General features: G+C 67.3%; 11 protein-coding genes. 7 read left to right on the forward strand and 4 right to left on the reverse strand.

Annotated features, from left to right (window positions below; all coding sequences use genetic code 11):
• From QNJ67_11475 to QNJ67_11495, 5 genes are all read left to right on the forward strand, one after another.
• Positions 1–435 (forward strand): ATP-binding protein (locus QNJ67_11475; GenBank protein ID MDJ0609586.1); only part of this gene is annotated, 435 nt, incomplete at its 5' end.
• A gap of 287 nt (positions 436–722) precedes the next feature.
• Positions 723–1,031 (forward strand): hypothetical protein, encoded by a 309-nt coding sequence (locus QNJ67_11480; protein ID MDJ0609587.1) that lies wholly within the window; start codon positions 723–725, stop codon positions 1,029–1,031.
• A gap of 158 nt (positions 1,032–1,189) precedes the next feature.
• Positions 1,190–2,179, forward strand: a complete 990-nt coding sequence (gene msrP / locus QNJ67_11485) for a protein-methionine-sulfoxide reductase catalytic subunit MsrP (GenBank protein MDJ0609588.1) — start codon at positions 1,190–1,192, stop codon at positions 2,177–2,179.
• Positions 2,180–2,337: 158 nt separating this feature from the next.
• Complete coding sequence (locus tag QNJ67_11490; GenBank protein ID MDJ0609589.1) at positions 2,338–2,691, forward strand: hypothetical protein; 354 nt, start codon at positions 2,338–2,340, stop codon at positions 2,689–2,691.
• A 127-nt stretch (positions 2,692–2,818) separates the two neighbouring features.
• The gene (locus QNJ67_11495) at positions 2,819–3,400 is read left to right on the forward strand and encodes a peptidoglycan-binding domain-containing protein (protein ID MDJ0609590.1); all 582 of its coding nucleotides are present in this window, start codon (positions 2,819–2,821) and stop codon (positions 3,398–3,400) included.
• A 452-nt stretch (positions 3,401–3,852) separates the two neighbouring features.
• Here QNJ67_11495 and QNJ67_11500 read toward each other — a convergent pair whose 3' ends face one another.
• Positions 3,853–4,743: a LysR family transcriptional regulator gene (locus QNJ67_11500; GenBank protein ID MDJ0609591.1), complete on the reverse strand. Its 891-nt coding sequence runs from the start codon at positions 4,741–4,743 to the stop codon at positions 3,853–3,855.
• Positions 4,744–4,807: 64 nt separating this feature from the next.
• Positions 4,808–5,776 carry a thioredoxin-disulfide reductase gene (gene trxB, locus QNJ67_11505; GenBank protein ID MDJ0609592.1) on the reverse strand — a complete coding sequence of 323 codons (969 nt, stop codon included), beginning with the start codon at positions 5,774–5,776 and terminating at the stop codon, positions 4,808–4,810.
• 169 nt (positions 5,777–5,945) lie between these two features.
• On the opposite strand from trxB, the gene QNJ67_11510 reads away from it, so the two are divergent.
• Positions 5,946–6,437 (forward strand): Lrp/AsnC family transcriptional regulator, encoded by a 492-nt coding sequence (locus tag QNJ67_11510; GenBank protein ID MDJ0609593.1) that lies wholly within the window; start codon positions 5,946–5,948, stop codon positions 6,435–6,437.
• A gap of 30 nt (positions 6,438–6,467) precedes the next feature.
• On the opposite strand, the gene greA is transcribed toward QNJ67_11510, so the two are convergent.
• Both greA and carB read right to left on the reverse strand, forming a co-directional pair.
• Positions 6,468–6,944: a transcription elongation factor GreA gene (gene greA, locus QNJ67_11515; GenBank protein ID MDJ0609594.1), complete on the reverse strand. Its 477-nt coding sequence runs from the start codon at positions 6,942–6,944 to the stop codon at positions 6,468–6,470.
• Positions 6,945–7,019: 75 nt separating this feature from the next.
• Complete coding sequence (gene carB, locus QNJ67_11520; protein ID MDJ0609595.1) at positions 7,020–10,280, reverse strand: carbamoyl-phosphate synthase large subunit; 3,261 nt, start codon at positions 10,278–10,280, stop codon at positions 7,020–7,022.
• A 208-nt stretch (positions 10,281–10,488) separates the two neighbouring features.
• On the opposite strand from carB, the gene uvrB reads away from it, so the two are divergent.
• Positions 10,489–12,624 carry an excinuclease ABC subunit UvrB gene (gene uvrB, locus QNJ67_11525; protein ID MDJ0609596.1) on the forward strand — a complete coding sequence of 712 codons (2,136 nt, stop codon included), beginning with the start codon at positions 10,489–10,491 and terminating at the stop codon, positions 12,622–12,624.
• Positions 12,625–12,631 lie beyond the last annotated feature (7 nt).

The raw sequence follows: 12,631 nt of genomic DNA on the forward strand, positions 1-12,631 counted from the left end.
GGCGACCTGATGGCCCGGGTGGTCCAGCTCTACCAGTACCAGTTCGACAACAAGGAGATCGCGGTCGAGACCGACATCGGCGAGCGGGCCGGCCACGTCCGCGGCGATCGCGACAAGCTGCTGCTGGTCCTGCGCAACCTGATCCAGAACGCCGCGCAGTACGCCACGCCCGGCGGCCGCGTGAAGATCTCGGCGGCGCGGGTCGGCGACGGCGTCGAGGTGTCCTTCGTCAACCCGGCGGCGGGGATCGGGGCGCAGGATCTCGACCTGATCTTCGAGCGCTTCCACCGGGCCGAAAAGTCGCGCTCGCGGGACAGCGGCGGCGCCGGCATCGGCCTGTCGATCGTCAAGGAGCTGGTCGAGGCCCACGGCGGGCGCATCGGCGCCGGCAGCCAAGGCGGCGAGGTGCGCATCTGGTTCACCCTGCCGGCCTGAGCCGCCGAAAACCTCCCGCGCCCTTGATCATGGTCATCCTTCGACAAGCTCAGGATGAGGGTAAGTGCTTGAAACATTTCGCCCTCACCCTGAGCCTGTCGAAGGGTGATGGTGCCAGCCTAGAACCTATTCGGCAGCCTTCTGGGAGCGTCCCGCCAGGCAATCTTTACACAAACTTTAAGCGGTCTTTATCGCGGCCTTAAGCATGCGCGCGAGGCTCGCCCACCTGTAGTACGCGCGTCCGGCGCAAATCTTAAGAGACAACCGCTTTTCACACGAGGTGATCCATGTCCAAGACCAAGCGCACCAACCTCAAGGATACCGTCGTCGTCCTCAGCGCGGCCATGGCGCTGGCCGGCGCCACGGCCCTGCCGACCGCGGTCAGCGCAGCCGGCGGCGGCGTGCTCCAGCTGGCCGCCTGCAACCCCTGCAATCCCTGCGCCGGGGCCAACCCCTGCAACCCGTGCAACCCCTGTGCCGCGGCCAATCCCTGCAATCCCTGCGCGGCGGCCAATCCCTGCAACCCCTGCGCCGCGGCGAGCCCCTGCAACCCCTGCAACCCCTGCGCGGCGGCCAACCCCTGCGCCGCCAACTGATCGGGCGGCAGGCCAGTTACGTACTATTGGGTTGGCGGCGTGCGTGCCGGATGGTCCCGCGAGGGATCGTTCGGCCGGCGCCGCTGCGGCTATCAGGGGGTGAAATCGGTAACCGTATTGGGGCAAGCTGGCGACAACGCAAAATCGTGAGGTGAGAGATGTTGGTGCGGATCAAGCGCGGCTGGGAACTGCCGGAACGGGCCGCGACCCCGGAATCGCTCTATTTGAATCGCCGCAGCCTGGTCAGGGGCCTGGCCGCAGGCACGATCCTCGGCGCGACCTCGGGCCTCCTGGCCGCCTGTGACGAGGCGCCGGCGCCGACCGCGCAGGCCTCCGAGCCCGATCCTTCGGCCTCTCTCTACCCGGTCCAGCGCAACCTGCGCTACCGGCTCGACCGCGAGATCACGCCGGAGAGCGATGCCACGACCTATAACAATTACTACGAGTTCGGCTCGTCCAAGACGATCTGGAAGAAGGCCCAGGCGCTGCCGATCCGGCCCTGGACCGTGACCCTTGACGGCCTGGTCGAGCAGCCGATCGAGATCGAGATCGACGACCTTCTGGCCAAGATGCCGCTCGAGGAGCGGCTCTACCGCCATCGCTGCGTCGAGGCCTGGGCCATGGCCGTGCCCTGGAGCGGCTTCCCGCTAAAGGCGCTGGTCGACTTCGCCCGGCCGCTTTCGGGCGCCCAATACGTCAAGATGTACACCTTCCTGGACCCTGAGGTGGCGCCCGGGCAGAAGACGCCCTGGTACCCCTGGCCCTACGTCGAGGGCCTCTCCATGGCCGAGGCGACCAACGAGCTCGCCTTCATCGCCACCGGGATCTACGGCAAGCCCATGCCCAAGCAAAACGGCACGCCGCTGCGCCTGGCGGTGCCCTGGAAGTACGGCTTCAAGGCGATCAAGGGCCTGGTGCGCTTCGAGTTCACCGCCGAGCGCCCCAAGAGCTTCTGGGAGACCATCCAGGGCAAGGAATACGGCTTCTGGGCCAACGTGAACCCGGAAGTCGCCCACCCGCGCTGGAGCCAGGCGACCGAGCGGATGCTCGGCTCCGACGAGCGGGTCCCCACCCTGCTCTACAACGGCTACGAGGAATACGTCGCCGACCTCTACAAGGGCATGGAGAACGAGCGGCTCTTTATGTAGCCGCACCGCATCCCCCTCGCCGCCGGTTCGCCGCCGGGCGGCAACGAAGAGGCCGCGCGTCCCCCGGGACGGGCGGCCTTCTGCTTTCGGCGCCCTTTACCTTCATGAAAGGCCCGCCTCTCTAGTCTCCAAGCGCCGACCTCAAACGAACCGCGGCCATGAGATCGAGCGAAGCCCTGGACAGGGCCCAGAGATACAGCACCAGCAGGCCCTTCCTCTTCGCCGGCACCTACTGGGCCATCGTCGGCATCGTCCTGGCCCTGCTGTTCCATGGGTTCAAAGTCAGCAGTGCGGCTGCTGACGGCGATTTCAGCCCCATGACCTTGGCTTTGGCGCTGCTTATCGGTGCCGCTTCCATATTCGGCATCAGTTTCTATCTCTGGCTCTACCTGACGAACCCCTATCGCTTGCGCGATGAAATGGAGATCTATCACGCGCTCAGACTGATCGCCCTGCTCGGGTTCGGTGCAATCATTTTGATCGCGATGCTGGTCTTCCATTTTGGCGGTTGAACGCCAAGTAGGCTGGTGAAGCACCCGCGGAGGAAGCGCAGAACCAGCGCCCCCTCACGAAAGCTCGGTTTCGCCAACTGCCGGGGCTGCCCTCGGGCAACGCCAGGCACTTTCCGGAGAAGATCCCTTGCGCACTCTCGTCTTAACCACCGTATTGCTCGTGCTCGCCGCCTGCGAACATTTGCCAGAGCGGCAGCCGGACAAGGTCAAGACTCGGACGGTAGAGGCGTCGAAGGAGACCCGGATTTGGGCCCACGGGCGCTGGAAGCGGGGGACGGCGGACAAGTGCTTCGCCAAGCGCATTGAGGTGAAGCTGGTCGAGCAGCCAGCCCACGGCAAGGTCCGGCTCAAGCCGGTCGAGCGCAAACCCCGGAGCTGCGCGAACCGGGTCGAGCATCTCGGCATCTTCTATACCGCCAAGGCGGGCTATAGCGGCGCCGACAGCTTCTCCTACCTGAGGGTCAATCCCGACAGCGGCAGAAGTCAGCTCTATCTGATCAAGCTCAAGATCGCGCAGGGCTACAGCCCGGCCCTTGTGCGGGAGATCCAGCGCCTGCTGGCCGCGCAGGGCTACCAGCCCGGCCCGGCGGACGGGCAGATGGGCCCCAAGACCCGCGGCGCGATCAGGGCCTTCGAAGCGGCCAAAGGCTTGAAGACCACTGGCGAGCCGTCCGAGGCTCTGGTCCAGCGGCTGCGCGACGAGAGCTAGAGCGGATCATGTCTCGACAGAAAGGTCTGCGGTTCCGGCAAGACATGTGAACCTCGGCCGCTCGTCATTCGCCGGGCCGAGACGAAGCCGCCAAACACACCAGCCAACACCCTGGCCACCACTCTCGCAAAAAAAAATTGCCCCTAGGGAAACCCTAGGGGCAAGTTGAACAGGGAGGCTTCACGTCTGGGAGACGTAGGGTCCGAAGACCCCATCCAGGCCTTGCACCTGGATCTCGGATGGCGCGTCGCTGACCTCTCTTGTCGCGCTCTGGCGCCGAAACTCGTTCATGCTGCAATGCAGCATTGATGGAAAGATAAGTCACCCGGCCGCCAAGTCCAACCCCAAAACGACAGGGGAGCCATGCAAATTCTGCATAGCGTATAATTTACGTCGAATCGGAAGGGTTGGATCTCTATAGAATCAGCGTGTTGATACGGCACCGCCGGGCCTCAGAACTTCGATTCGGCTATCTTGCGCAGCAGGAAATCCCGGAACACGGCGGTCCGCTTCGAGGTCCTGAGCTCCTCCGGATAGACGAAATAGGTGTCGATCTGGGGGCCTTCCAGCTCGGGCAGCACGGTCACCAGGTCGTTGCCGTCCTGCACCATGAACTCCGGCAGGGCGCCGAGGCCGGCGCCGCTCTGCACCGCGCGCATGACGGCGTAGACGTTGTTGACCGTCATGGCGGGGCGCCGCAGGTGGTTGTCCTTGCGGCCGATCCTGAGCAGCCAGTTGACGTCGGGCACCGGCGGGCGGGTGTCGTGGCCATAGACGATGATGCTGTGTTCGTCGAGCTCCTCGGGCGCGGCCGGCAGGCCGTTCTTCTTGAGGTAGCTGGCCGCCGCGTAGATGTGCATGTGCATGGTCAGCAGGTGGCGCTGGATCAGGTCGGCCTGGCGCGGCGGCGAGAGCCGGATCGCCACGTCGGCCTCGCGCATGGCGAGATCGAGCTCCTTGTCGGTCAGGATCAGGTGGACCTCGATCTCGGGGTAGACCTCGATGAACTCGCGCATCCGGGGCGCCAGCCAGGTCGAGCCGAAGGCCACCGTGGTGCTGATCTTGAGCGGCCCCTTGGGCCGGTCCTTGCTCTCGGTCAGCTGGGCCTCGGTCATGGCCAGCTTGCCGAAGACCTCGTGAGCCGTACGGTAGAGCAGCTCGCCCTGCTCGGTCAGCATCAGGCCGCGGGCGTGGCGGTGGAACAGCGGCACCTTCAGGCTGTCCTCGAGCGCCGAGATCTGCCGGCTGACCGCCGACTGGCTGAGGTTCAGCCGGTCGCCGGCGTGGGTGAAGCTGCCGGCCTCGGCCACCGCGTGGAAGATCCGCAGCTTGTCCCAGTCCATCATCGTGTTCGAACCTTCGGCGGGGCGCGGCCCCGCCCGTCCAAGGAGGTTACTGCCCCAGAAGTTATTGGGCGGCCTGCACGGCCGACGCTTCCTGCTCGGCGAGGAAGCGCTCCGCCTCGAGCGCGGCCATGCAGCCCATGCCGGCCGCGGTCACGGCTTGGCGGTAGACCTTGTCGCGCACGTCGCCGGCGGCGTAGACCCCGGGCACGGCGGTCGCCGTCGAATCCGGCGCGGTCAGGATGTAGCCCTCGGCGTCCATCTCCAACTGGCCCTTGAACAGCTGGGTGGCGGGGTCGTGGCCGATCGCGATGAACAGGCCGTCCGCCGGGAGCTCGCTGGTCGCGCCGCTCGCCACGTCGCGCAGGCGCACACCGGTCACGGCCGGCGGCTCGCCGCCGCCCAGCACCTCGTCGACCACGTGGTTCCAGACCAACTCGACCTTGTCGTTGCGGAACAGCCGATCCTGCATGATCTTCTCCGCGCGCAGGCTGTCCCGGCGGTGGATCAGGGTCACCTTGGACGCGAAGTTGGTCAGGAAGAGCGCCTCCTCCACGGCGGTGTTGCCGCCGCCGACGATCGCCACCTCCTTGCCCCGGAAGAAGAACCCGTCGCAGGTCGCGCAGGCCGAGACGCCGGCCCCGCGCAACCGGGTCTCGCTCTCCAGGCCGAGCCAGCGGGCCTGGGCGCCGGTCGCGATCACCAGGGTCTCGGCCAGATAGCGGTCGCCGGAGTCGCCCAGGCAGCGGAACGGGCGCCGGCTCAGGTCGACCTCGACGATGGTGTCAAACAGCATGGTCGTGCCGACGTTGCCCGCCTGCGCCTTCATCTGGTCCATCAGCCAGGGGCCCTGGATGGCCTCGGCGAAGCCCGGGTAGTTCTCGACGTCGGTGGTGATCGAGAGCTGGCCGCCGACCTGCAGGCCCTCGACCAGCATGGGCGAGAGGTTGGCCCGCGCGGCGTAGATCGCGGCGGTATAGCCGGCCGGCCCCGAGCCCAGGACCAGGACCTTGCTGTGATGTTCTTGCGTCATGGAGGACTTCCCGCGCGATGCCAGGCAGAGGCTGAATGTAGATAGGCGGCTCGCGGCCCGCAAGGGAGCGATTGGCGGCACGGCGGGCCTTGGCCGCTCGACCACCTCTGGGTAATATCGTTTCGCTGGACCGCGTCGATAAGCACGAACCTTACCGGGAGACCCCTCCATGCGCCGCGTCAAGCTCGACCGCATCGATGTTCGGATCCTCAAGGACCTGCAGGATGACGGCCGCATCACGAACGTCGAGCTTGCCAGCCGCGCCGGCATTTCGGCGCCGCCCTGCCTGCGCCGGGTCCGGGCCCTCGAGGAGGCGGGCTATATCACCGCTTATCACGCCCAGCTCGATCCGGAGAAACTGGGCTTCGAGGTGATGTTCTTCGCGCTGGTCGGCCTCGACAGCCAGGCCGAGCAGGTACTCAAGGAGTTCGAGGCGATGGCCGAGAGCTGGCCCGAGATCCGCGAGTGCCACATGGCGCGCGGTCCCCACGACTTCGTGCTCAAGATCGTGGCCAACAACACGGCCCACGAGAACGAGCTGACCACACGGCTGACGGCGGCGCCCCACGTCGCCACGGTCCAGACCATGCAGGTGATCCGTACGGCCAAGGACCAGCCGGGCGTACCCCTGGATCCGGAGTCGGTGCCGCTCGAGGCGTAACGAAGTGTACGGGCCGGGAGCTGCGGCGCGCTAGACGTACGCGACCTTGAGAATCTCGTAGCTCTTCTCGCCCTTGGGCGTGTTGACCTCGACCGAATCGCCGACCTGCTTGCCGATGATGGCGCGCGCCAGGGGGGCGGTGATCGCCAGGCGGCCGCCCTTGACATCAGCCTCGAGCTCGCCGACCAGCTGGTAGCGGATCTTCTCGTCGGTGTCCTCGTCGACCAGGGTCACGGTGGCCCCGAACTTGACCGTGTCGCCGGAGAGCGTGGCGATATCAATCACCTCGGCCCGGGCCATCTTGTCCTCGAGCTCGGCGACGCGCCCCTCGATGAAGCTCTGCCGCTCGCGGGCCGCATGATACTCGGCGTTCTCGGAGAGGTCGCCGTGCTCGCGCGCCTCGGCGATCGCCCGGATGACTTCCGGCCGCGCTACGCTCTTAAGGTGCTTCAACTCTTCTTCCAGACTGGCCCAACCCTGGGCCGTCATAGGGACTTTATCTCCCATGCGTATGTACTCGAATTCCGTGCGTTCCACAGTGAGGTGGGCGACGCCTGGGCGGAGGGCCAGGGCGTCGTCGGGTCAGAATGACCCCATAAAGTAAGATTGCAGCGGCGCAACTTCAAGCTGGCCGCTCCTGAGCGCCGAAATCGCCTCGACCGCGGCGGCCGCTCCAGCCACGGTCGTGTAATAGGGTATCTCTCCCAGGAGCGCCGTGCGCCGCAGGCTGAAGCTGTCGGCGATCGACTTGGCGCCCTCGGTCGTGTTGATCACGAGATCGACCGTGCCGGACTTCATCGCGTCCACGATGTGCGGCCGGCCTTCGTGCACCTTCTTTACGGTCGAGGACGTGAGGCCCTGGCGGGCAAGATAGGCGCCGGTACCCGAGGTCGCCATCACCTCGAACCCCATCTCGATCAGGCGGGCGGCGAGCGGCGCGATCGCCGCCCGGTCGTCGGTCTTGACCGAGATGAACACCGTGCCGCCCTGCGGCAGGGCGACCCCCGCGCCGATCTGGGCCTTCAGGAAGGCGCTGGCGAAATCCCGGTCGAGGCCCATGACCTCGCCGGTCGACTTCATCTCCGGGCCGAGCACCACGTCGACGCCGGGGAAGCGGGCGAAGGGAAAGACCGCTTCCTTGACCGCGACGTGGTCGACCCGCGACCGTGCCAGGTTGAAGTCCGCCAGCTTGCCGCCGGCCATGAGGCGCGCGCCGATCTTGGCGATCGGTACCCCCGTCGCCTTGGCGACGAAGGGAACGGTACGGCTGGCGCGAGGGTTCACCTCGAGAATGAAGATCTCCTCGCCGCGCACGGCAAACTGAATGTTCATCAGGCCCACGACGCCCAGGCCCCCGGCCAGCAGGCGGGTCTGGTGCTCGATCTGTTCGACGACCGCCGGCGGAATCGTGTGTGGCGGCAGGGCGCAGGCCGAATCCCCGGAATGGATGCCGGCCTCCTCGATATGCTCCATGACACCGGCGACCGCCACCTCGGTCCCGTCGGACAGGGCGTCGACGTCGATCTCGATCGCACCGCGCAGATAGCTGTCGATCAGCACCGGGTTCCGCCCGGAGACCTTGACCGCCGAGCCGATGTAGCGGTCGAGCTGTTGGGGATCGTGCACGATCTCCATGGCCCGGCCGCCCAGCACGTAGGACGGCCGGATCAGCACCGGGTAGCCGATCGCCTCGGCCACGGCCCGCGCCTCCTCGGCCGAGGTCGCCGTCCCGTTGCTCGGCTGTTTCAGGCCGAGGCGCGAAAGCAGGGCCTGGAACTGCTGGCGGTCCTCGGCCAGGTCGATGGCGTCGGGCGAGGTGCCGAGGATCGGGATGCCGGCCCGCTCCAGGGCCTTGGCCAGCTTCAGGGGAGTCTGTCCGCCGTATTGCACGATCGCCCCGAGGAGGCGGCCGCGGCCGCCCTCGACCCGGGCGATCTCGCCGACCGCCTCGGCGGTCAGCGGCTCGAAGTAGAGCCGGTCCGAGGTGTCGTAGTCGGTCGAGACGGTCTCCGGGTTGCAGTTGACCATGATCGTCTCGATACCGGCCTCGCGCAGCGCATAGGCCGCGTGGACGCAGCAGTAGTCGAACTCGATCCCCTGGCCGATCCGATTCGGACCGCCGCCGAGGATGATCACCTTGTCCCGCTCGCTGGGCTCGGCCTCGCACTGCGGCCCGTCGGCGCCGCCGGGCTCGTAGGCCGAGTACATGTAGGGAGTGAGCGAGGGAAACTCGCCGGCACAGGTATCGACCCGCTTGTAGACCGGCACCACGCCGAGCTCACGCCGCCGCCGGGCGACCTCGGCCTCGTCGAGGCCGGACAGCTCGGCCAGGCGGGCGTCGGAGAAGCCGAGCTGCTTAAGGCGGAACAGACCCTCCCGCTCGGCCGGCAGGCCGTCCCGGGCGACCTCGGCCTCGACCGCCACCAGGTCGCGCAGCTGCTCGAGGAACCAGGGGTCGAAACCGGTAACGGCCCGGATCTCGTCGAGCGTCAGCCCGAGGCGAAAGGCCTGGGCCGCGATCAGGAAGCGCTCGGGCACCTGGCGCGAGAGCAGGCTCTTGACGCTGTCCTTGTCGACCCGGCCCTCGGCGTCGTGCACGCCCTCGAGGGCGACCTCGTTCAAGCCGGTCAGGCCGGTCTCCATCGAGGCCAGGGCCTTCTGCAGCGACTCGGAGAAGCAGCGGCCGATCGACATGGCTTCGCCGACCGACTTCATCGAGGTGGTCAGGACCGGCTCCGCGCCGACGAACTTCTCGAAGGTGAAGCGCGGGATCTTGGTCACGACGTAGTCGATCGTCGGCTCGAAGGACGCCGGCGTGACCCCGGTGATGTCGTTGTCGAGCTCGTCCAGGACGTAGCCGACGGCCAGCTTCGCCGCCACCTTGGCGATGGGAAAGCCGGTCGCCTTGGACGCCAGGGCCGAGGAGCGGGAGACCCGCGGGTTCATCTCGATGACGACCAGCTCGCCGTCCTCGGGGTTGACGGCGAACTGGACGTTGGACCCGCCGGTGTCGACGCCGATCTCGCGCAGGCAGGCGATCGAGGCGTTGCGCAGGCGCTGATACTCCTTGTCGGTCAGGGTCAGCGCCGGGGCGACGGTGATCGAGTCGCCGGTGTGGACGCCCATGGGATCCAGGTTCTCGATCGAGCAGACGATGATGCAGTTGTCCGCGCAGTCGCGGACGACCTCCATCTCGAACTCCTTCCAGCCCAGCACCGACTGCTCGATCAAAACCTTGCCGACCGGGGAGGCACGCAGGCCGCCGGAGACGATGCCGTCGAACTCCTCGCTGTTGTAGGCGATGCCGCCGCCCGTGCCGCCCAGGGTGAAGGAGGGCCGGATGATCGCCGGCAGCCCGACGTGGTCGAGCGCGGCCCGGGCCTCGTCGAGGGATTTGACCAGCGTGGAGCGCGGACTCTTCAGGCCGATCTTGTCCATGGCCTCGCGGAACAGCTGGCGGTCCTCCGCCTTGTCTATGACGTCCGCCTTGGCGCCGATCATCTCCACGCCGTGGGCCGCCAGCACGCCGCTGCGCTCCAGCGTCAGGCCGGTATTGAGCGCGGTCTGCCCGCCCATGGTCGGCAGCAGGGCGTCCGGCTTCTCCCGCTCGATGATGCGGGCCACCACGTCCGGCGTGATCGGCTCGACGTAGGTCGCATCGGCCAGTCCCGGGTCGGTCATGATGGTCGCCGGGTTGGAGTTGACCAGGATGACCCGGTAGCCCTCCTGCTTGAGGGCCTTGCAGGCCTGAGCGCCGGAATAGTCGAACTCGCAGGCCTGGCCGATCACGATCGGTCCCGCGCCCAGTATCAGTATGGACTCGAGGTCGCTGCGCTTGGGCATCTAAGCTCCGAAAATGCCGTCCCGCGCGGGCGCCGGCGACCGGCCTGGGCGGAACGGGCGCTGTTTTGCCACGAGCGGCGGTGCGATGAAAGCCCGGAAAGCGCCAATCGCCCCCAAAGCGGGCGCCGCGGCGCCCGTGTCAGGAGTCTTGCCGGCGCCGCCACGTGCCCCCTGGCGCCGGCTCCCCCGGAAGCCCTATATAACCGCCATGACCAGTCCCGTGCTGCAACCCCTGGCGGACAAGCAGGCGCTCTACAGCGCCGGCGGCACCGACTTCGCGCTGACTTCGGAGTTCCAGCCGGCCGGCGACCAGCCGCAGGCGATCGCCGAGCTGATCGGGGGTCTGCAGAAGGGCGAGCGCGACCAGGTGCTGCTCGGCGTGACCGGATCGGGCAAGACCTACACCATGGCCCAGGTCATCCAGACCCTGCGGCGGCCGACCCTGATCCTGGCGCCCAACAAGACCCTGGCCGCGCAGCTCTACGGCGAAATGCTCGGGTTCTTCCCGGAGAACGCGGTCGAGTACTTCGTCTCCTACTACGACTACTACCAGCCCGAGGCCTACGTCCCGCGCAGCGACACCTATATCGAGAAGGAGAGCTCGATCAACGAACAGATCGACCGCATGCGCCACTCGGCGACGCGCGCACTGTTCGAGCGCCGGGACGTGGTGATCGTCGCCTCGGTGTCCTGCATCTACGGCATCGGCTCGCCCGAGACCTATTCCCAGATGGTGGTGGACATCAAGACCGGGCAGAGCGTCAACCGCTCGGCGCTGCTCAAGGCCTTCGTCGAGCTGCAGTACAAGCGCAACGACGCCAGCTTTCACCGCGGCACCTTCCGCGCCCGGGGCGACACCCTGGAGATCTTCCCGGCGCACTACGAGGACCGCGCCTGGCGGCTCTCCCTGTTCGGCGACGAGGTCGAGGCGATCTTCGAGTTCGATCCGCTGACTGGCGAGAAGACCGGCGCGCTGGACGAGGTCCGAATCTACGCCAACAGCCACTACGTGACGCCCCGCCCGACCCTCCAGCAGGCCGCCAAGCTGATCAAGCAGGACCTCAAGGCCCGGCTCGAGGAGCTGCGCGAAACCGGCAAGCTCCTGGAGGCGGAACGCCTGGAGCAGCGCACCACCTTCGACCTCGAGATGATCGAGGCGACCGGCTCCTGCGCCGGGATCGAGAACTATTCGCGCTACCTGACCGGCCGAAACCCGGGCGAGCCGCCGCCGACCCTGTTCGAGTACCTGCCAGATGACGCCCTGCTGGTGGTCGACGAGAGCCACGTCACCGTGCCCCAGCTCCACGGCATGTTCCGGGGCGACTACGCGCGCAAGTCGACCCTGGCGGAGTACGGCTTCCGCCTGCCCTCCTGCATCGACAACCGGCCGCTGAAGTTCGAGGAGTGGGAGGTCATGCGCCCGCCCACGGTCTTCGTCTCGGCCACGCCGGGCTCCTGGGAGCTGAACCAGACCGGCGGCGTCTTCGTCGAGCAGATCATCCGGCCGACCGGGCTGATCGACCCGGTCTGCATCGTGCGCCCCACCGAGAGCCAGGTCGACAACCTGATCGCCGAGTGCCAGGCGACGGTCGAAAGCGGCGCCCGGGTGCTGGTGACCACCCTGACCAAACGCATGGCCGAGGACCTGACCGAGTACCTCCACGAGGCCGGCCTCAAGGTGCGCTACATCCATTCGGACGTCGATACCCTGGAGCGGATCGAGATCATCCGCGACCTCAGGCTCGGCGTATTCGACGTGCTGGTCGGCATCAACCTGCTGCGCGAGGGCCTCGACATCCCCGAGTGCGCCCTGGTCTGCATCCTGGACGCGGACAAGGCCGGCTACCTGCGCTCGACCACGGCGCTGGTCCAGACCATCGGGCGGGCGGCGCGCAACATCGACGGCCGGGTCATCCTCTACGCCGACGAGATGACCGACAGCCTGCAGGCCGCCCTCGAGGAGACCAACCGGCGCCGCGAGAAGCAGCAGGCCTACAACGCCGCCCACGACATCACGCCGGAATCTGTGCGCAAGGGCATCTCGGACATCCTGCAAAGCGTCTACTCCGGCGACCACGTGACGGTCCAGACCGGCGACGACGAGACGCCCCACCTGATCGGCCACAACCTGCAGAACCACCTGGCCGACCTGGAGCAGAGGATGCGCGAGGCCGCCGCGGAATTGGAGTTCGAGGAAGCCGCCCGGCTGCGCGACGAGATCCGCCGCCTGGAGACCAAGGACCTGGAGCTGCCGAGCGAGGGCGGCTTCGCCGCCCGCGTGGCGCGGGCCGACGCCGGGAGCAAGAGTCGCAAGGCGCGGCGCCGAAGCCGGCGCCGGCCCTGAACCGGCA

Source organism: Kiloniellales bacterium (assembly GCA_030064845.1).
In the GTDB taxonomy this organism is placed as follows: domain Bacteria; phylum Pseudomonadota; class Alphaproteobacteria; order Kiloniellales; family JAKSDN01; genus JASJEC01.

Bases quoted from the DNA above. Each gene is read 5' to 3' on its own strand.
- QNJ67_11480 (MDJ0609587.1), top strand. From the start codon at position 723: ATGTCCAAGACCAAGCGCACCAACCTCAAGGATACCGTCGTCGTCCTC.
- msrP (MDJ0609588.1), top strand. From the start codon at position 1,190: ATGTTGGTGCGGATCAAGCGCGGCTGGGAACTGCCGGAACGGGCCGCG.
- QNJ67_11490 (MDJ0609589.1), top strand. From the start codon at position 2,338: ATGAGATCGAGCGAAGCCCTGGACAGGGCCCAGAGATACAGCACCAGC.
- QNJ67_11500 (MDJ0609591.1), bottom strand. From the start codon at position 4,743: ATGGACTGGGACAAGCTGCGGATCTTCCACGCGGTGGCCGAGGCCGGC.
- trxB (MDJ0609592.1), bottom strand. From the start codon at position 5,776: ATGACGCAAGAACATCACAGCAAGGTCCTGGTCCTGGGCTCGGGGCCG.
- QNJ67_11510 (MDJ0609593.1), top strand. From the start codon at position 5,946: ATGCGCCGCGTCAAGCTCGACCGCATCGATGTTCGGATCCTCAAGGAC.
- greA (MDJ0609594.1), bottom strand. From the start codon at position 6,944: ATGGGAGATAAAGTCCCTATGACGGCCCAGGGTTGGGCCAGTCTGGAA.
- carB (MDJ0609595.1), bottom strand. From the start codon at position 10,280: ATGCCCAAGCGCAGCGACCTCGAGTCCATACTGATACTGGGCGCGGGA.
- uvrB (MDJ0609596.1), top strand. From the start codon at position 10,489: ATGACCAGTCCCGTGCTGCAACCCCTGGCGGACAAGCAGGCGCTCTAC.